The organism is Oculatella sp. LEGE 06141, from assembly GCF_015207605.1.
Lineage (GTDB): Bacteria > Cyanobacteriota > Cyanobacteriia > Elainellales > Elainellaceae > Oculatella.
In genome coordinates, this window is the sequence record NZ_JADEWO010000033.1 from 62,494 (window position 1) to 82,643 (window position 20,150).

16 protein-coding genes are annotated in these 20,150 nt (G+C 50.6%); 10 read left to right on the forward strand and 6 right to left on the reverse strand.

Features of this window, described 5'->3' with window-relative positions:
- Nucleotides 1–113 precede the first annotated feature (113 nt).
- Nucleotides 114–2,921: a cation-translocating P-type ATPase gene (locus tag IQ268_RS20370; RefSeq protein WP_193883145.1), complete on the reverse strand. Its 2,808-nt coding sequence runs from the start codon at nt 2,919–2,921 to the stop codon at nt 114–116.
- Nucleotides 2,922–3,214: 293 nt separating this feature from the next.
- Here IQ268_RS20370 and IQ268_RS20375 point away from each other — a divergent pair, with 293 nt between their 5' ends.
- The 5 genes from IQ268_RS20375 to IQ268_RS20395 all read left to right on the forward strand — a co-directional run bounded on the left by IQ268_RS20375 (nt 3,215) and on the right by IQ268_RS20395 (nt 12,625).
- A complete protein-coding gene (locus IQ268_RS20375; RefSeq protein WP_193883147.1) occupies nt 3,215–4,354 on the forward strand; it encodes an ATP-binding protein in 1,140 nt (379 codons plus the stop codon).
- A gap of 305 nt (nt 4,355–4,659) precedes the next feature.
- Nucleotides 4,660–5,901: an AI-2E family transporter gene (locus tag IQ268_RS20380; protein WP_193883150.1), complete on the forward strand. Its 1,242-nt coding sequence runs from the start codon at nt 4,660–4,662 to the stop codon at nt 5,899–5,901.
- Nucleotides 5,902–6,184: 283 nt separating this feature from the next.
- Complete coding sequence (gene menB / locus IQ268_RS20385; RefSeq protein WP_193883152.1) at nt 6,185–7,018, forward strand: 1,4-dihydroxy-2-naphthoyl-CoA synthase; 834 nt, start codon at nt 6,185–6,187, stop codon at nt 7,016–7,018.
- Between the two features lie 685 nt (nt 7,019–7,703).
- Nucleotides 7,704–10,670: a GAF domain-containing protein gene (locus tag IQ268_RS20390; RefSeq protein ID WP_193883154.1), complete on the forward strand. Its 2,967-nt coding sequence runs from the start codon at nt 7,704–7,706 to the stop codon at nt 10,668–10,670.
- Nucleotides 10,671–10,741: 71 nt separating this feature from the next.
- Entirely contained in the window at nt 10,742–12,625 is a 1,884-nt protein-coding gene (locus IQ268_RS20395; RefSeq protein WP_193883156.1) for a response regulator, read from the forward strand.
- Between the two features lie 298 nt (nt 12,626–12,923).
- Here the strand turns inward: IQ268_RS20395 and IQ268_RS33015 are convergent, their stop codons facing one another.
- Nucleotides 12,924–13,055: a hypothetical protein gene (locus tag IQ268_RS33015; RefSeq protein WP_255527236.1), complete on the reverse strand. Its 132-nt coding sequence runs from the start codon at nt 13,053–13,055 to the stop codon at nt 12,924–12,926.
- 236 nt (nt 13,056–13,291) lie between these two features.
- On the opposite strand from IQ268_RS33015, the gene IQ268_RS20405 reads away from it, so the two are divergent.
- On the forward strand, nt 13,292–13,477 hold the full coding sequence (locus IQ268_RS20405; RefSeq protein ID WP_193883160.1) for a hypothetical protein: 186 nt from the start codon (nt 13,292–13,294) through the stop codon (nt 13,475–13,477).
- Nucleotides 13,478–13,819: 342 nt separating this feature from the next.
- Here IQ268_RS20405 and IQ268_RS20410 read toward each other — a convergent pair whose 3' ends face one another.
- The 3 genes from IQ268_RS20410 to IQ268_RS33525 all read right to left on the reverse strand — a co-directional run bounded on the left by IQ268_RS20410 (nt 13,820) and on the right by IQ268_RS33525 (nt 15,797).
- Nucleotides 13,820–14,524, reverse strand: a complete 705-nt coding sequence (locus IQ268_RS20410) for a manganese catalase family protein (protein WP_193883162.1) — start codon at nt 14,522–14,524, stop codon at nt 13,820–13,822.
- Nucleotides 14,525–14,759: 235 nt separating this feature from the next.
- The gene (locus IQ268_RS20415) at nt 14,760–15,323 is read right to left on the reverse strand and encodes a nucleotidyltransferase family protein (protein WP_228035565.1); all 564 of its coding nucleotides are present in this window, start codon (nt 15,321–15,323) and stop codon (nt 14,760–14,762) included.
- A gap of 33 nt (nt 15,324–15,356) precedes the next feature.
- Entirely contained in the window at nt 15,357–15,797 is a 441-nt protein-coding gene (locus IQ268_RS33525; RefSeq protein ID WP_370584688.1) for a lysozyme, read from the reverse strand.
- A 1,154-nt stretch (nt 15,798–16,951) separates the two neighbouring features.
- Here IQ268_RS33525 and IQ268_RS20425 point away from each other — a divergent pair.
- The 3 genes from IQ268_RS20425 to IQ268_RS20435 are packed head-to-tail and all read left to right on the forward strand — an operon-like array spanning nt 16,952 to nt 19,030.
- A complete protein-coding gene (locus tag IQ268_RS20425) occupies nt 16,952–17,407 on the forward strand; it encodes a MarR family transcriptional regulator (RefSeq protein WP_339383438.1) in 456 nt (151 codons plus the stop codon).
- A gap of 20 nt (nt 17,408–17,427) precedes the next feature.
- Complete coding sequence (locus IQ268_RS20430) at nt 17,428–18,225, forward strand: ATP-binding cassette domain-containing protein (protein ID WP_193883164.1); 798 nt, start codon at nt 17,428–17,430, stop codon at nt 18,223–18,225.
- On the forward strand, nt 18,182–19,030 hold the full coding sequence (locus IQ268_RS20435) for an ABC transporter permease (RefSeq protein WP_339383439.1): 849 nt from the start codon (nt 18,182–18,184) through the stop codon (nt 19,028–19,030). Before IQ268_RS20430 ends, IQ268_RS20435 begins: the two co-directional genes overlap by 44 nt.
- Nucleotides 19,031–19,313: 283 nt before the next feature.
- Here IQ268_RS20435 and IQ268_RS20440 read toward each other — a convergent pair whose 3' ends face one another.
- Entirely contained in the window at nt 19,314–19,514 is a 201-nt protein-coding gene (locus IQ268_RS20440; protein ID WP_193883166.1) for a hypothetical protein, read from the reverse strand.
- 154 nt (nt 19,515–19,668) lie between these two features.
- Here IQ268_RS20440 and IQ268_RS20445 point away from each other — a divergent pair.
- Nucleotides 19,669–20,150, forward strand: a 482-nt coding sequence (locus tag IQ268_RS20445; protein WP_228035567.1) for a DUF6444 domain-containing protein, incomplete at its 3' end; no start/stop codon positions are given.

A 20,150-nucleotide genomic window follows, 5' to 3' on the forward strand; every position in this document is an offset into this window, starting at 1 on the left:
CATGGACATCGATCTGGCCAGCAACCCCTGAGAATCAATATCTACAGCGCTGTTCCTGTTTGGCAACGCATCCAGAACTGTAAGTCGGGGCAGATAAGCCCTATGCCGCAGCTTTATCTCATCTGGACGGGTTCCAATCGCTTTTGCCTGGTGAACCACCGAATTAAGAGCTTTTCAGCTTCAATCCAGACAAAGACCAGAGAGCTGAACCCGATGCAAACCAGCAATTCTGTCCCTGTAAGGTAATGGGTATTGAAGAAGTTTCGCAGCGGCTCAACATAAATGAGCAGCAGTTGCAGGATGGTAGTGCCAATGACGGAAACCAAAATGTAGGGATTTGAGAACAAATTGATTTCAACCATCAGCCGTGTATTAGAACGCATGGCGATCGCATGTCCCATTTGGGCTAAACATAGTGTGGTAAACACCATCGTTTGCCAGCGATCGCGCTCCAGTCCGTTCCCCTGCACCTGATTGGTGTAATCATAAGCCCACACCATCATCAAAATGGTGATGATGGCAAGAATCAGCCCCACTCGCACCATGTACGAGCCTAACCCGCGAGCAAAAATGCTCTCCTTGGGATCTTTGGGCGGTTGTTGCATAACCACGGGTCTGCCGGGTTCAACTGCCAATGCCAGGGCTGGAAGGCCATCTGTAACCAGGTTCATCCAGAGAATTTGTAGTGGTGTCAGCGGAACGCCTCCCATTCCCAACAGAGGAGCCGCCGCGATCGTCAACACTTCACCAATGTTGCTGCCCAAGATGTAACGGATAAAGCGGCGAATGTTAATGTACACCACTCGCCCTTCTTCTACTGCAGAGACAATGGTTGAGAAGTTGTCGTCTAACAACACCATGTCGCTGGCTTCTTTGCTGACATCGGTACCTGTAATCCCCATTGCTACGCCAATGTCGGCCTGTTTCAGGGCAGGCGCATCGTTGACACCATCTCCAGTCATGGCAACAACATGCCCCTGCCGCTGAAGCGCCTGCACAATTCGCAGCTTATGGTCGGGCGAGACACGGGCATAGACGCTGACATGGTCAACGCAGTTTTCTAACTCTTCGGCGTTAAGTTGTTCTAGCGATCGCCCCGTTAGTATCACGTCGCCAGGTTGAGCTATCCCCAGATCTTCGGCAATGGCCTGAGCGGTCAATGGATGGTCGCCTGTAATCATCACTGGACGAATTCCGGCCATGCGGCAGCGGGCTACCGCATCCCGCACCTCCGGGCGTGGCGCGTCGAGCATTCCGACCAAACCCAGCCAGGTCAGATCGGTTTCAGCGGTTGATTCCGAGCCATCTGGCGGTACCGCATCCAGGGGTTTACTGGCAAACCCCAACACGCGCCAGCCTCGACTGGCAAACTGGTTGTTTTGCTCCAAAATGTGCGATCGCTGTTCTGGGGTAAGCGGTACGGCGCGATCGCCCACCTGAACGGTTGTGCAGCAGTCCAGTGTCAGTTCGGGAGAGCCTTTGCAAAACAGGCGATACGGTGAATCTTCAGCAGCCAGCGCTTCCCCCTGCTCTGATTGGGTCAATTCCACAATCACACTCATGCGCTTGCGTTCTGAGGAAAATGGAAACTCAGCGATGCGGGAAAACTGCTGTTGCTGGTCGCGGCGGTATCCTGCCTTTGCCGCTAACGATAGCAGTGCGCCTTCGGTGGGGTCGCCCAAAATTGACCACTCGCCGTTCTCCTTTTGCAAAATTGCGTCATTACACAGCACGCACGCGAGCAAGGTGGCCTGGAGGTCGGGGTAGTTTTGGGGAGTGAGCGAGTGCCCATCTGCGATGAATTCTCCGATGGGTTCGTAGCCTTCGCCTGTCACGCGAGCCGTCTTGCTGCCTGTGGCAATTGCCTGCACTACCATTTTGTTTTGGGTCAGGGTGCCTGTTTTGTCAGAACAAATGGTGGTAACTGAACCCAGGGTTTCGACCGCAGGCAGTTTGCGAATCAGGGCGTGCCGCTGCACCATCCGCTGGGTGCCAAGAGCCAGCGTTACGGTAATTACCGCAGGTAATCCTTCTGGAACGACGGCTACTGCCATACTGAGAGACACTTTGATCAGTTCTTCAAACAGACTGGAATTGACAATAGTGCCGCCAATCACCACGATCGCCACCAGCAGCAGGGAACCTGTTACCAGCGTATTGCCCAATTGCCCCATCCGCTTTTGCAGCGGCGTTGGCTCTGTTTCAACGGTTTGAATCGCCGTTGCAATTTTACCTAGCTCTGTCTGCATCCCCGTGTCTGTTACCAGAACAATGGCACGGCCTTGCACAACTTCTGTTCCCGAAAAAACGACATTGAAGCGATCGCCCAGGGGAGCATCAGCAGGCAATTCCAGGTTGGCCTGTTTGTTAACGGCGTGCGCTTCTCCGGTCAGGGCAGACTCCCGTACCTGTAAGTTAGCGGCTTCCAGCAGGCGACCGTCTGCCGACACTTTAACCCCCGCTTCCAGGAGCATGATATCGCCGGGTACTAAGTTGCTGGAGACTACTTCAACCGTGGTGCCGTCTCGAATAACTCGCACATTGGACGTAGCCAAATTTTTCAGTGCTGCTAGCGCTTTTTCGGCACCGCTTTCCTGCACGTATCCCAAAATACCGTTAAGCAGCACCACTACAAAAATGGCAACGGCATCTTTGGGAAACACAAACCGACCCAACGCCAGGGATTCCCGCACATCCAGGATGGCGGAAATGACGGCTACGGCAATCAGCATCAGCAGCATCACATTTTTGAACTGATCCCAGAGGATTTCGAGCGGCGATCGCCCACCCGTTTCAACCAGTTCATTGGTGCCGTATTGGTCGAGCCGTTGTAAAACATGCTCAGCGGTGAGTCCTGTGGTGCGATCGCTTTGGAGCGAGGCGATCGCTTGCGTGGTGGAAAGAGTATGCCAATCAGACATAGAAAAGTAGGTAACTAGAAGGATTAGTAACAGTAGGGGAAGCGGAACGTTGCGGCAATAGCGGCCTGGTACGCCTAACTAGTGCCTGAAAATGAATTTTAGCACTAGTTAATAGTGTCAACTTCGGTTTTAGTCAACGTCTTAATATTCCGTTATCTTTGGAGTGAAATGAGCCTGCTCCTAATGATGTGGCGTTCTGGAACAGGCGATCGCCCCTTTTGGGTATCCAGTTTGTCCGGGTTTATTGACCCTATCATTGGTTTGGATGAATAGCTTTCATGTAATTTAGGGAGATGGTCAGTAATCCCTTCGTTCCGAGATATCTCATCAGTCGTGAAGCTGAATTGCAGCAAATCAGCGACATTTTGGTTCAAGATGGCGATTTTCTGCTGCTAGGTGCGCCAGGAACGGGTCGCCGTACGCTGATTCGGGCTGCGGCTACGCAGGTGAGTGCCAGAGTGCTAGAAATTGATTGCTTGCGGGCAACCAATGCCAAGCGGTTTTTGCAGTTATTGGCCGATACCTTAACTGAGGTGTTTGCCAATCCCAATGAACTCGCTTTAATTCAGCGCTGGACGACCCATCAGCCGATTGTGCTGGATCAAACGCTACCAAAACGAGCCAGGCTGGTCTGGCATTCAGCACCCAGTAAGGAATGGGCGCTGTTTCAAACGTTATTAGAGTTGCCTCAATTGATGGCCGAATGGCTTAATTGCCGAATTGTAATTGTATTTCTCAACTTTCCCCACATCCGCTCGTGGGATCGGTCGGGCAACTGGGAAACCTACTTTCGGACGCAAATTGATACCCAGAGCCAGGTCAGCTATGCGCTGGTTGCTACGGTGGCAGAACCGTGGTTGCAAAACAGCAATCTGCCTGTGATTTCGTTAGCGCCCCTGGAAGATGATGACCTTAAGCCCTGGATTGTTGCCACTATGGCCTCCGAAGGCTTGCAGTTTGATGCAGCCACTGGTGCTTTAGCGCTGTTTCTCTCGTATGTTCAAGGTAATTTGGGAGATGCGATCGTCCTGGCTCGCCGGGTCTGGATGGATTATTGTGCGTTTACCACAATAAGGCATGAACGGGATAAATCCGATGAAGAGGCTATTCAGGCAATGGAGCCTGGAGTGGTTTATGCTCATCATGTCCATCGCAGTGCGATCGCTTTAATTGACGATCTATCTATCACGTTTGAATCATTGATTTTACTGCTGCCACCCAGCCAGGTTCGCGTCCTGGAAAGTTTGGCGCTTGATCCAACCGATAGCCCCCATGCTCGCGATTACATTCGCAAGCATCAACTTTCTAAGGGGGGAGGGCTTCAGGGTGCCCTCAGCGGTTTAGAGCAAAAGGGGTTGGTATATGGCCCCAAGTATGGTTATCGGATCGCGTTGCCCCTGCTGGATCTGTGGTTAAAACAACGGGTGGGTTAAATGGCGATGCGTCCACGCAAGGAGCGGCAGATGTGGAGGCAGGCAGAGGGGGATATCAATTTGATGGATACCCGTTCCTGGAACGTTGCACGTAACCCCTTTATCGTCGGGAAATAACAGCTATTTTTCGTACTGTTTTTCAGCGGTGTCAACTTGTTGTAATTCTAGAGGCATAAGTACTTTATGAAATAGTTCGGGATAATAACCAATAGAACCTGGTTAAATCGATTGAAGCGGAAGGCAGCCGTTCTGATGCGCGATCGCTTCTGGTTTGGTACATCTCTATTGGCAGGCGAGAGGAGGTCATGGTTAATTCCGGGTCGTCTACACCCAAAAGTAAGCTGGTACATTGGTGGGAATCGCTTACCCCTCCCTCACGACTGTTGGCGATCGCCCTCGCCGCGCCGTTTACAGTACTCAATGCCTGGGCATTTTCTGAAATTTTCGGCTATTTTCGATCGCTGTTTGTCATTTTGCTGGTGGGGGCACTGCTGGCATTTCTGCTCAACTACCCGGTTCGCTGGTTGGAGCACAAAGGGGTAAAACGTGGGCAAGCCTCGCTGTTAGTCTTTTTAGTGGCTGTGCTGCTGGTGCTGGCATTGGGCGTAACGCTGTTTCCGCTAGTGTTTACTCAAGCACAACAGCTTGTGGTTCGCCTGCCGGAATGGATCGATTCAGGCCGACGGCAACTGGTGATGCTGGACGAACAGCTCAACGCCAGAGGGTTGCCGGTTAGCCTGGACGGCATTGCCTCCCAGCTTAATGCTCGTCTCAAAGGTGAACTGCAAAGCATTGCAGGGCAGGCGTTGAATTTAACCCTGAGCCTGACCGTGTTTACGGTTGTGCGGCTGTTAGACGTTTTGCTAACGGTTGTGCTCACGTTTTATCTGCTTCAGAACAGCGATACGATCTGGCACAGCATTGTGCAGTGGTTGCCAGCACGGCTGCAACAGCCGTTTTCGCAAACGCTGAGCCGCAGTTTTCAAAACTTTTTCTTTGGGCAGATCATTTCAGCGACCTGCATGGCGTTGGGGTTAACCTCTGCTTTCTTGTTTCTAAAACTACCCTTTGGTTTGTTGTTTGGCTTAACGATCGGCTTTATGGCGCTGGTGCCGTTTGGGGGTTCGTTAGGAATTGCGATCGTCACTCTGCTAGTTGCTCTGGAAAATATCACGCTGGCGCTACAGGTGCTGGTTGTTGCTTTGATTGTGCAACAGGTAGTTGAGAACTTTATTGCCCCCAGAGTGTTAGGCAGCGTTACGGGCTTAAATCCGTTCTGGATCTTTGTGGCGCTTCTGGCCGGTGCGCGGGTGGGTGGCTTTTTGGGTGTTGTTGTTGCAGTACCCACAGCGGTTGTAATTAAAGAAATTTTGATTGCGGCGCGATCGGTGAACAAAGTTGAGCATTCATCTGACCATTTAGCGTCCGATGCCGCTACGCCGACTGTGGCAGTAACCGCAACCTCGGCAGATCAGCCCAATGGCGACAGCAAAGCGCTCCAGAAGTTGGAGGGCAATCGGCAGGAGTCAGAGAATATCACTCGATAAAAGCCTGGTTTTGCAGTGCCGAGCGCTCACATTGCCAGATGTAGGAGGCGTAGCCTTTGCTGGCGGTTCAAACCATCTCTACCCATCTGCGAAACCAACCCTATGGTTTCAGCAGGAATAGGGGTCAAAGTCCAGTAATCTTGAGATTTACGACTCCGCTGGTTCCAGGGAGAATCTAGATAGTCTATTGGCTCAAGATCTGGCAAGTTCAGATCTTGGTCATGGAGGCAGTGTCCCTGGAAACAGCGGCAATCAGCAGTTGAAGCACAGCGCTAAATTGACTATGCACGTTGAATGGCAAGTTGCTAAATCCTACGATGATATTCTTTATCACAAAGCAGACGGAATCGCCAAAATTACGATTAATCGTCCCCACAAGCGAAATGCGTTTCGTCCCAGAACGATTTTTGAACTGTACGATGCGTTTGTTGATGCCAGAGAGGATACCCAGATCGGTGTAGTGCTGCTAACGGGGGCTGGGCCTCACACAGATGGCAAGTATGCTTTTTGCTCAGGGGGCGATCAAAGTGTGCGGGGGCAGGCTGGCTATGTGGATGACGATGGTATTCCCCGGCTGAATGTGTTGGACTTGCAGCGGTTGATTCGCTCTATGCCCAAGGTGGTAATTGCGCTGGTTGCGGGATACGCGATCGGCGGTGGGCATGTTTTGCATATTGTCTGTGATTTGTCGATCGCAGCCGACAACGCAATTTTTGGGCAGACTGGCCCCAAGGTAGGCAGTTTCGACGGTGGTTTTGGTGCCAGCTACCTGGCGCGAATTGTCGGCCAGAAGAAAGCACGCGAAATTTGGTATCTTTGCCGCCAATACGACGCGCAACAGGCGCTAGAGATGGGCTTGGTGAATTGCGTTGTTCCCGTGGAACAGCTAGAGAGTGAGGGAATTCAATGGGCACAAGAAATTTTAGAGAAAAGCCCGATCGCCATCCGGTGTTTGAAGTCGGCCTTTAACGCGGATTGCGATGGACAGGCCGGGTTGCAAGAGCTAGCTGGAAACGCAACTCTGCTTTACTACATGACGGAGGAAGGGGCAGAAGGTAAACAAGCGTTTCTGGAAAAACGCCAGCCTAACTTTCGCCAATATCCCTGGTTGCCGTAGCCGTAACCCTGAATCGTCTGGGATAAATTGCCGATAGGTCGAACTCTGTGTCTCAGAGTGTTGATGATTCGTGGGTGAGCCGCAGGCGATCGATGTCCTCCAGGTGGCTCATCCACAGGCAATCTTATCGAGACGCAACGAATAGCAACGCGATAAACCGTGTCTCTGTCTCGACCTGTTTACCGTTGCCCATAGCCTGCCGGGTTATCTCCGTTGAGCAACCCTCATACGACTGCATACGACTGCGAGAAAAAGTAGAAGCAGATGAGAGTTATCTCATGCCGGATTCTGCTCCTCCTAGCTGTCGGTTCAAGCCAGTAGATAAACCCACAAATTCACGGTTGCCACAGCTTTAACTACTGCTACCTCGTTGTCTATAAAAATTCAGATGTGTTGCAGTGAAAGAAATTGCTAAATCCACTACCTGTAGGGGCTTTGAGTCTTTACCTGCCTCTTTTTGCCACCGTTTGCAACACAACCGTTTTTTGATTGTGTTATTATTCTGGAAGCTGTCTCTCAGCGAAATTACCGAATCTACCTATTCAGTAATAGCATGTATGCGCTAGGTCTACTGGCGACTGTATGTTATCGGGGTGCGTCAAACCTAAACCTCCGAGTACATTTCAGGCTAGCGCAGCTTCAATGCTGCTTGCTTTCGCCATGAAAAACTAGCAAGCTTTCATCTATGACGCAGCCTTCTCCTCAAAAGCAGACTGGGCAACGACTAAATCAATCTTCTAACCAGCAACAACGTTCGAGACAGGGTAACGCAGGCCGAGTAGATGCTGCTCGTCGTCAAGAGCCTGCATTGTCCTCAGGACAACGGTCAAAAGGCTTACAAGCCAAAGTTACCTTGTGGGCGATCGCCGTTAGCGTTTTACCAGTGCTGGCGATTGGCGGCGCAACTTACTATCTCGGTAGCCAAGCCGTTGCCAGACAAACCGAAGCCAGAGAACAGGGCGAATTGCTCAGTTGGGTCGATGCCGAACAGACGTTTCAGAGGCAACTGGCGCTGGTGCTGCTGGGTACAGGAGCAACGGCTGCTCTATCCGGAGCGATCGCGGCTATTCTGGCGAAGCGAGCGGTGCGTCCAGTGATTGAGACGGCAGCCACCTCGACCACGTTGGTAAATCGCTTACGGCGCGATCGCAACGACCTTCCTTCCCCTGCTGTTGGCCGCGATGAAATGACGATGCTGGAGAGCAACATCAATTTCATCAAAGATCAATTGCCGGAGATGCTCTGGAAACAAGAGGCCAAAACAGAGCGATCGCGAGTGTTTCTCACCATCACCCGCCACATTCGAGAAGCCCGCACTGAATCGGATGTGTTCAAAGTTGCCGTAGAAGCCGTTCGCAATGTCTTACGAGTCGATCGGGTTGCGGTCTTTCGCTTCGACCAGAACTGGAACGGTACCTGTGTAGAAGAGTCGGTTGCATCCGGGCTTCCCAAGATGCTGTGGACTCCAACCGCCGATACCTGGTTTGAGAAGAACGCCATTCAGCACTATCAAAATGGACGAGTACAGGCAGTCGACAGCATTTATCAATCCGATCTGGACGATGCAACCATTGGCTCGCTAGAAACCTTTGCGGTTAAAGCATTTCTCACGGCTCCTATCCTCAAAGACGATGAACTGGTGGGTTTACTCGTTGGGCATCAATGCACTGAAGCACGAGTCTGGGACGCGTCTGAAATTGACTTATTTACTCAATTAGCGATCCAGATGGGATATGCTCTCGACTATGCCAATCTGCTAGAGCAAGTTGATACCAGAGCCGACCAGGCGCAGCTCTGCATCACCATTACTCGTCAAATTCGAGAGTCGCTTAATGAGGAAGATGTCCTTAAAACCACCGTCGAAGAAATTCGTAAAGTGTTAACTGCGGATCGGGTTGTTGTATACAGCTTCGATCCAGACTGGTACGGCACCGTGATTGCAGAGTCGGTGGTGCCCGGTTTTCCGAAGGCACTACGAGCCAAAATCAAAGATCCCTGCTTTGCAGAGGGCTTTGTTGCCCAATATCAGGCGGGACGCGTTCAGGCCACAAACAACATTTATGAAGCTGGACTGACCCCTTGTTATCTCAAACAATTAGAACCCTTTTCCGTTAAAGCCAATCTGGTTGCACCCATTCTCAACAACGAGAAGCTGTTTGGGCTGTTGATTGCCCATCAGTGTTCTGGCCCACGAGAGTGGCAAAAGCCTGAAATCGATTTGTTTTCCCAACTGGCGCTTCAGGTGGGGTTTGCGCTTGATCATGCCAGGCTGTTGCAGCGCATTGATGCGGAAGGGAGCCTCACCCAAATGCTGGCAGACATCACCCGTCGGATTCGAGCCTCACTGAATGAGGAAGATGTCCTGAAGACGACGGTTGAAGAGATTCGTAAAGCCTTAAGTGCTGACCGGGTTGTTGTATACAGCTTCGATCCAGACTGGTATGGTACCGTGATTGCTGAGTCGGTGGTGATCGGGTTTCCTAAGGCGTTGCGAGCCAAGATTAAAGATCCCTGCTTTGCGGAAGGCTATGTTTCTCAGTACCAGGCGGGGCGTGTGCAGGCGACCAAAAACATTTACGAAGCTGGGCTGACTCCCTGTTACCTTAAACAATTAGAACCCTTTGCCGTTAAAGCTAACCTGGTTGCGCCCATTCTCAAAGACGAGAAGCTGTTTGGGCTGTTGATTGCTCATCAGTGTTCTGGCCCACGAGACTGGCAGAAGTCTGAAATTGATTTGTTTTCCCAACTGGCTCTCCAGTTGGGGTTTGCGCTCGACCATGCCAGGCTGCTGGCTCAGTTTGAGCAGATGTCTCACACTGCTGAGGATGCCTCCTATGAAGACCGTCAGCAACGGCAGGTATTGCAACAGCAAGTGACTGAATCTCTGCACAGTAGTCAGGCGATCGTCCAACGGCTGGCAAAAAGTGCTTCTCAGCAAATGGAGGTGGTTACAGCGATTCACACACGGATGCAGGCGTTGGTTGATACGGCGCAAGGAATCAGTGCATCGGCTCAACGAGCCGTACAGCAGGATCAACGGCTTGACCAGACTATGCAGGTGGGGCAGGACTTAATCAATCGACTGCTGGAGGGCACCACTGTCGTTCGTGAAACAGTGGATACTGCCACGCAAAAATTTAAGCAGTTAGAGCAGCCGTCTCAAAAGCTGTCGCAGGTGGTGGCCTCTATGAGTAAGATGGCTTCTCAAACAAAGCTGCAAGCAATGAACGCTGCCCTTAAATCGGCTTCCAGCGGTGCAACGGCTCTGGATTTTGCCACGATGGCTGAGAAAGTACTGTCGTTGTCTCAACAGTTGGATGCTGATATTAGCTCTATTCGATTGTTGGTTGCAGAACTGCAAGGCGGCATGAACGAAGCGATCGCCAATATGGAAACAGGAGCCGAACGAGCGTTCGCTGAAACTGAATTGAGCGACGAACTACACCAGAGCCTCAGCCAAATGACGGACATTAACACCGAGCTAATTGAGCTGATTGAAGAGGTGGCTCGAGCCTCTGCAACCCAGGTGGATATTTCCACGGCAGCCAATCGAGCGGTGCTACAGGTCGCTAATCTCGCTAGTCAAACGTCTGATCAAACCGCTTCAGTTGCTCAATCCTTTGCCAGACTGGCCGAATTCACGCAAGACTGACCGCCCCAGTGGGACTGGTTAGCTTGCGATCGCCTGATCTGTGCTATCTTCCTCAACCCCCAACCATCGCCATGGATCGTGCATTTGGTAAGCGAGACCGCCTATATCAACTGTTTGCTCAAGAAGCACAGAACATCTTACAGCAGATGCAAGAAAACTTGCTAGAACTGCCCCATCGTCCAACGGCTTTTAAGGTGCATTGTCTGATTCGCTCGGCACAGACGCTTAAGGACGGCGCAGCTCAGGTGCATTTACCTGGGATTGAAACGTTGGCTGAGCGGCTTGAGCAAAGCTTTCGCTTGCTTCAGCAAGGCAATATTGTTATCAAGCCAGATCTGGCTACCCTGTTGCTTCAGGCATATGGGTGTTTGCAAGTGCCTTTAACGGCTCAAGTGCAAACGGGACAATATGATGCGGTTGAAGCGTTAGCCAAAGCAGAGCCGATCTTTGCTCAGCTTGACGATAAACTGCGATCGGCTTCAACGTCTGCTGTTGAGCATCCGGCCACGGTCGATCGATCGGCCAATGTCATTCGGTTGATTCTCTCTACAGAAATTCCTCAAGCGTTGGAGCAGCTAGAAGCGGTTTTGGCGAGTTCAGATGCTTATAGCCTGCCCGACAACTTGCGAACGCAGCTAGATGTGTTCTTAGGATTTGGTGAAATGCTGAATCTGTCAGAGTTTACAACCATTTCTAAGATGACGCTGTCTGCACTGCAAACAAGTCCGCAAACGGCTGCGACGATTGGACAACTGGCTCTCACCGGGTTTCGTGCGGCTCAGCGAGCTGCTTTGAAAGATATAGCTGAGTCTACCTCTACTCTGCAAGGAGCCACAGTTAATCCAGAACAGACCACGTCACCCATTTCATTGCTGGTTTCACCGCTAGAGCAGGCACGTGCTGTGGTGACATCTACAAGTTCGGCTGAGATCGCACCTAATGCTAAACCGGATCTTCAATTGGTCAAGGCGATCTCAGTGAATGCCCTGGGGGTGCCAGAAGTACGATTAAAGACGGCAAATTTGTTGGTTTGGGTCACTGGCTCTTATGCCTTCGCCTTGCCTTCCAGGATCATTGAAGAAATTTTGATTCCGGATAGCGACCAGGTAGTTTGCTCTAAACAGCAGCGGTTTTTGCACTGGTGCGATCGCATGATTCCGCTGTATCACGATTCGACCCTGCTGGAAGTGCCTTCTAAACGCGCTACTGGCAGGGATTCTGCACCTAATTCATCCTCTGACCCCATTTTGGTACTCCGGCAACAGCAGCAGGTGATTGCACTGGAGATAGAGATCGATTGGTTGATTATGGAGCCAGAGCTGAACATTGAAATGATGGAGAAGTCGAGCGATCGTCCGGCTTACATTTGCGGTTCTACTCTTTGGAACGGGCAATTGGTTCAGGTGGTTGACATGATGGTGTTGCTCAGCCAAACAGGACACTTTGAGGCAACGGCGATCGCGGCTGAAGAACCGGACTTAACTGAGGTGCTTAGAAGTGTGCCTGTTTCACTAGAGAGTCGGCGCAAAGCTCTTTTGTCTCACTCCCTTGCAACAGCCGCAACCGTGCTGGTGGTTGATGATTCAATGACGATGCAAGGAATGATATCGTCCACGTTGCAGCAGGCAGGATATCAGGTTGTACAGGCTCGGGATGGACGAGAAGCGATCGCGCAGTTGCAACAGCATCCAGCAATACAATTGGTGATTAGCGACATCGACATGCCTAACATGAATGGGTTCGAGTTTCTCACCCATCGGCGCAAAGATCCGCTCCTGGCCAACGTTCCAGTGGTCATTATCAGCACTCGCGGTGATAAGCAATATCGCCAGCTAGCCAGCCAATTAGGAGCGGTGGCCTATTTTACGAAACCCTACAATGAGGCAGAGTTATTAAAGACGATTCACCCCATTCTGGAGCAAAGTACACCTACACCAATCCGATTTAGCCAGTAGCTTTCTAGCCCTACCCTTCTAGCTTGACTTGATCCATCAGGCAGTAAAGCAAAGCAAGTGAGACCAACCGTTGAAGAGCGCGCAAAGAATAGTTGAGGAATATTTATAGTAGTTGAGGAATATTTATAGTATCGGTTTGAAGAGTAGACAACTGAAAAAGCAAACGTACCAGAGGCATTGACGAACCAGGAGCTATGCCGTTGTCCTGGCTTCTGGTGGTAGCGCTTTGAGGGGGCAGTGCGGTGAGAAATGGCGCTCAAACCCGCGTTGCCCAGGGAATTTCCAGCCGCAGCAAGGCTCAACCATCGCAGTACCACTCGTTTTGACCAGGTGGACTGTGACTGAACCGCACGGAGTCTGGATAAATCCCTTTTGCCCCGTCGTGAGCCAGGATCGCCCATCCCCACACTCGTTTGGAAAACAGGGGCATAAACATTAGCGTGTTTGCTTGGCAGGATTTTCCCACAGCAGTCACCATCCGTTTAGTCTAACTGTTCCAACCCGCCGCAATAGAATACGGCGCAACAGATGACCGAGATTTCTACGCTTTTCTTGCTAAAGGCAGATAACCGCAGCGATCGCTCCTGTTAACCTCCTTTTATAGACAATTTGTCGCCTGCTTTACAGACAAAATTACATTTAGCTAAATAGGAAAGGAGATAAACCATGACCCATAGCAAAGATCAAGAGTCATCACCCACGAAAGGCCCAGCTAAGGCTCCTCAAGAAAACCAAACACCGGCAGTAGACCATCCTGGACAATACACAGCAGAAAAAGCTAAGGAACAGGATCAGAGTTCGGAGCAATCGGGTGTTGAGGGTAGCCCCAACCAGGGAACGGAATCACGGTAAGTAGATCGAGGGGAGTGTTGATCGTGATGGCTCACTCCTCACTAGCTGCTTCCAGGGGGCAGTAAGGTATTGCCCCTTTTTGTACAGATTTGTACAGATCATTTTAGACAGAAAAGAGACGGCTTTCAAAGCCGTCTCTTTTTATTGCGTTTGTTGCGTCGCTGAATGAATCAATGAACGGTTGAAAGTGAACGGTTGAAAGATAAAGGCTCCGATCGCTTCCCAACTTCCCAAGTCTGGAGTTTGCCGATTAGGACAATTCCCCGACTTGAGGGTTGAGGCGCGAATTCATCTCATGTTCAGCAATGCTTTCTTTACAATCCTTTCAACAACGAAATGAACCTACTGATGGGTGGGCTGAGCTTGCCCTTGAGGAGCGGGTTGAGCAATATACTTGAAGTTCTCGTCAGAGTTCCAGGGGCCTCGCTCATCCTTGCCGTTGGTTGACAGATTGTAGTAAATGTCTACCGTGTCATCAGGCTGTACGTTTCCAAAGAATGGATCGTCAAGCTTGCCCAAGGAATCCAACGCTTTCATGAACATCTTGGTGTGCGAGATTTCGCGGGTCAACAAATGTACCAGCGTCTGCTTGGTGCCTTCGTCGGTGGCGAGCTTAATTAACGACTCGTAGGTTTGACGTGCGCCCGCTTCTGCGGCAATGTTGGCTCTCAGGTCGCGGACGACATCTCCGCCCTCATTGATGTAGCTGGCTGTCCAGGCGCTTCCCTGGCTGTCTAAAAAGTGGGGACCCATGCCGCGCACTGCAAATAATGAACTCTTGAAGGCTTCTGTTTGATCAACATTCTTGGTGTGTCCTTCAATGAGTTTGCCGATCATTTCTAGATGACCAAACTCTTCGATCGCAATGTCTTGAAGCATATCGCGAAGACCAGCATCCTCAACGTGAAAGGATTGTACCCAATATTGCAGAGCCGCCGTGAGTTCTCCAGTTGCTCCCCCAAACTGTTCCAGCAACAACTGAGCAAAACGTGGGTTTGCTTCGCCTGTATTGACGGTATGAATCGTTTCTTTCTTATGGAAAAACATTGGCAGTGTGTCCTCTTTATTATGCTGCACGGCTAGCTGAACGATGTTCCAACGCTGTTGAAATTCGTTGCCTTCCTTTGAATGGTAGAACTGCCCCCTCTGTAAAACGTGTTCCTAATGAAAGAGTTATGGGTGATACGGTTCTATCAAAAGCAGCACCTTTAAGGCGTTGCACCAGGCTGGTTTGGCCTCCAGCGATCGCCCATTACATGCAACGAGTTCACACCCACCAGGCTCAACCAACCGCATGGAGCTGAGAACAGCGCTGGAGAAATGATTGGGCTTTAGCGGCGGCATCTGGGTTGTGCTGATGAGCCGGAGTTGGTCGAATAATGCCACCGAACAAGTCATCTAGTCCGTAGGGAGTAAAGAACTGCCATTCACCTTGCTTGCTCAGCCGCACCCCTACAGCCGTTGCCGTGTGTAACCAGTTGGCTATCCCGTCTTCACTGCTGCTATAGGAGCACCGTCCCGATCGCCATCGGGCAAAGCTGGCCTGGTTTTTAACGTCAAATTGGTAGGTTGGAAAGTGCAGGGTTAGAGCTTCCTTGGCAGCAAGTTCCTGGGTGCGATCGCCATTTTGATCAAAAAAGGCAATATCAAAATCATTGATGATCAACTGACAGTCCTGACCAAACAGCGATCGCCAAACAGTATTGCGTACTGCGCCTCCTGCTAACCACCAGTCTGGTAATTGAAGCGGGGCGATCGCAGGTAGCACTGCGCCTACCGGAGAACTCTCTAAAATCAATTGGAGGCGATCGGTCGATGGAATCGCCTGGTCGGGTTCCATTGGCATGGGTTTCTCTACCTTCCAATAGCAACGTCATTACTATCTCAAAAACAGCGTCCGCTCTGCATTACGGCGGCGTGTTAACCCCGCTAATACTCGCCCACCGGCCTTATTCCAGCGCAGAAATTCATTGGCAGCACCCCGGTAGTTCCCCTGGTTCAACAGCCTGAGTAGAGTTGATGTGCCGAGGGCGCGTTCACCCACGTTGTAGGTAAACGAAACCAGTGCCGAGAACTGATTGTCCGTAAGAGGCACCTTCACCAAATTGTTGACCGCCGTTTCAAAACGCAGCAAATCTTGCCGGAGGAGCGCTTCTGCCTGGCTTTGAGTAATTCTCATACCGGGGCGAACCCCTGTCGTTGTACCGTATCCAATCGTCCACACTCCAACGGCATCCCGATAAGCCGTTAATCTTAGCCCTTCAAACGACTTAAGCAGTTCTAGCCCCTGGGTATTGATTTGTCGCCGCTCTGACCCAATGACAAGCACTTTGCCATCGCGCAAAATTTGCACATCAGGACGATAGACATACCACGTAGTTAGCCCATTGAAGAAAACCTGTTTACCCTGCTGATCTTTACCAAGTGCCACTCTAAGATGATTGTTTGTCGCTAGCGCGTAGCTGGAGATCGGCAGTACTGTATTCGCATTCAGCAGTTGTCGCTGACTATTGCTAAGAGCAGATGCTTGACCCGTGTTTTGTTTCAACCAGGTGCTAGCAATGGCTTTAAGAACATAAACAGGAGCATTTAAATCTGGGTCTGATCCGGCTAAAATCACTTTGCCGTCGCGCAGAATTTGCACATCGGGGCGATAGGCGTACCAGGTATTTCGTCCCTGAAAAAAGAGTTGTTGCCCCTGAGCATTTTTGCCCAATGACACCCTTAAGTGGTTGTTGGGAACTGGACTGTAGCTTGAAATGGTCAGAACGGTACCCGATTTGATGAGTTGTCGCTGGGTTTCTGTCAAAGTAGACGCACTGGCAGTGCTTTGTTTGAGCCAGGTGTCGGCGATCGCTTTAATAACATATACCGGAGCCGACGTACCCGTTTGAGACACCGTGGCGAGAGACATAATAGGCTGTCCGTCACGCCAGATTTGAACATCGGGGTTGTAGATATACCAGGTGTTTCGTCCTTTGAAGGAAAGTTGATTGCCCTGGTCGTCTTGTCCAAGAGTCACTTTAAGATGATTTGCGTCTACAGGCTGAATGGCAACAATAGGCAACTCGGTGCCTGCCTCAATTGACTGAAGCTGAGTATCGTCAAGCTGGGAACTTTGAGCGGTAGTTTGTTTCAGTAACGTGTCTAGAACAAATTTAAGAGAGTATGCCATAGCTATAGGTTCTGCCCGTTGACGGCTGCCGTCACGGTCTGGACATTAAAGTATTCATCCCATTTAACTTGACAATGCTGCTGCCGCCAACTCACCTGCACTGGGTTCACGGTTCGTTCTGCTTCCAGCAGTTGCCCGTTAGATTGATTAGACTATGTTAATGGTTAGTACAGCAAATAGTTCGTACACCTACCGTTAGAGATGGGTTAAAAGCAGCAACTCTACTACATTCGCCCCTGAATTCTTCAATCGTGGGGGATCTTGAACAGACGTGACACTGAACTGACGAGTGAAATGCGGTGATTACTAGAGAAACATCCCCCGAACAGTGTGCCACTCAACTGATGGCGGTTCTTCCGGTTGTGTATCGTTTTATGCGAGCAGAGATGCGGCAACACGGGCAACCCTCGCTGTCGTTATCGCAACTGCGAATACTGGGATACCTGAAGTCTCATGGCCATGCCTCTCTCTCTGAACTGGCTGATTATCTGGATGTGACCCGGCCAACCATGTCTGTCATGGTTGAGCGGTTGGTGCAGCGAGGGGTAGTGGATCGAACGAATGACCCGCAGGAGCGCCGACGAGTGGTGCTGACGGTCACTGCTGCGGGGGCGCAGTGTTTCCAACATGCTTTTGAGGCCACCTGTACGCGAGTTGCTGAGGTGCTCACGGGGCTTTCCGAGGTGCAATTGCATCAGGTAATGCAAGGGTTAGAGCAGTTGGAAGAAGCTTTTGCTGAGACGAACGTTCTTTAAGTTTTGCAAGAGGAAACGGGATGGCAGTTGTAGAAACGCACAACCTAACCAAACGATTTGGGCAACAAACCGCTGTGGATCGTCTTACCCTTGCCGTTGAGACAGGTGAGGTGTTTGGTCTATTAGGGCCGAACGGGGCGGGAAAAAGCACTGTGATCAAAATGCTGACTACTTTAATTCCGGCTACAACCGGGGCGGCTCGTGTTGCCGGATTTGATGTTAGCCGCGATCGCACCACTGTACAACGGTTGATTGGCTATGTGCCCCAGGCTCTATCGGTAGACGGCACCCTGACGGGGTACGAGAATTTGCTCGTCGTAGCGAAATTGTATAACGTTCCCCGTGCCAAACGCCTGTCTCGCGTCCGCAGTGCGTTGTCCTATGTGGGACTGGCCGATGTGGCCGATCGGCTGGTGCGAACCTACTCGGGTGGCATGATTCGTCGCCTGGAGATTGCTCAAGCGTTGCTGCACCATCCCAGGGTTTTGTTTATGGATGAACCAACTGTGGGACTCGACCCGGTGGCACGTAAGGCCATGTGGGAACTGGTGCAGCAACTTCGTGCCGACTATGGCACCACCATTTTCTTGACCACTCACTTTATGGATGAAGCGGACACGCTGTGCGATCGCGTCGCAATTATGCATCTGGGGCAGGTGGTCGTAACGGGGACACCCCAGGAATTAAAGACATCGGTAAAGGAACAAGATGCCTCTCTTGATGATGTGTTTATTCATTACACCGGAGATTATTTAGCAGCGGCAGGAGATTATCGTGATACCTCGGCAACAAGACGTACAGCGCAACGACTCGGATAAATGGCTCAACGATCGCCCTACTCTGGCAGGCAATGTCGCTGAATTCATTTACAAAACCTTTGTGGTCACCGAGTTAGAAGTCAGAAAATTGGGTCATGACCCAACTCAGCTATTTACACGGGCGGTACAACCTGCACTATGGCTGCTGGTGTTTGGGCAGGTGTTCACTCGGATTCGGGCGATTCCTACTGGGAATCTCAGCTACATCGACTTCATGACTCCTGGGATTCTGGCACAGAGTATCCTGTTCATGGCCATTTTCAATGGATTGTCGATTATCTGGGAACGAGATCTGGGAATTTTGCACAAGCTGCTGGTCAGTCCTACGCCTCGTGTGGCGCTGGTGCTGGGTAAGGCGATCGCGGCTGGCATCCGTAGCCTGTCACAAGCGATATTGATTTACGGATTGGGGTATTTGCTGGGTGTCGGCATTGATTGGGGATTGCTGTCGCTCCTGGGGGTTATTGCTGCTGTCCTGCTGGGAGCCTCATTGTTTTCTACCCTATCGTTAATTGTGGCATGTTTAGTGAAAACTCACGAACGGTTCATGGGCATTGGTCAGTTGTTAACTATGCCGCTGTTCTTTGCCAGCAATGCCATTTACCCGATCGAAATCATGCCGCCCTGGCTTCAGGTTCTCTCATACATTAACCCGCTAACGTATTTGGTCGATGTTTTACGGAGTTTGATGCTGTTGGGTGAAACCAGCACGTACTCATTGACGCTCGATTTTGGCATCCTGCTAGCAGTGACTGCCGTGTTATCTATCATCTGCGGGCGGCTTTATCCCAATCTGGTGCGGTAAGTTTGGACAATTTAGGGCTCTTACGCGAATTTGGTGATCTTGGTTATTGAAAGTTCTCTAAACCCTTGAGTTTACGCCGGCTCTTTTAGCGATCGCATCTCATTTCACCAAATCTGCGTAAGAGCCCAAATAGCGTGAAACGCGACACTAAAATTACTGCTATGCAAGCATTTCAAGCTCTCGCAACCGCGGTCATGGATCTCCGGATCGAGGTCAAATTGCGCCGAACGCGACACCATTGCTCTAGAATTTTATTGCTGTGACTTGATGGTCCGAAGTATTGCTATTTCAAAGCAAAAGTTAAACCACAAGCTAATCCAGAAATGACGCAAAAAGCTATTGACTGTAGCAATGTCAACTCTTCAGATTGCCAGACCAAAAATGTTGACAATCCTATTCCCGTAACAGCACCGTAGCCAAAATAGAAAACTGTTTTAAGCGAGATAAGTTTTTTACAGGACATATCCTTGTCAGGGTCAGGCATAATGTCTTATTCTCTCAATTGATTTTTTTAGCGATGATTACGCTTTAGCCTACGTAACGATATTTATAACCAACGGTAAGTTATTTTATCGTAACTGTTCAAGGGGTTGAAAAAGGGAATTGAGAAAATCGAGAGGTGCTGCTAGGCTAACAAGATGGAAGAGAACCCTGTCCCCTCCATCAATGATGTTAGCCAATCGGACTGGGACAAGACCCCAGAGAGTGTCAAGCGGTTGGTGGCAAATTTGATTGAGCAATTTGCCAAACGAGTAGAGCAGCTAGAGAGCCAATACCAGGAGTTAAAGGCAGAGAACCAATTGCTCAAAGAGCAGGTGCAGCAGAATAGCAACAATTCCTCCAAACCTCCGTCTCAGGATCAGGGTAAAGGATTCAAACCTAAAGAGAGAAAACAGGGAAGCAAGAAACGTGGGGGACAACCTGGGCATGAAGGACACGAACGTCCTTTTTATCCAGTGGAGCAATGTCAGAGCATAGAGGATTATTACCCAGGTGAATGCATCCATTGTGGCGAGGCGTTAGCGGGGGAAGATAGTGAGCCTTACCGGATTCAAACGATTGAGATTCCTAAACTTTTGCCTGAAGTGAGAGAACATCGCTTTCACGCTTTGAGATGTGA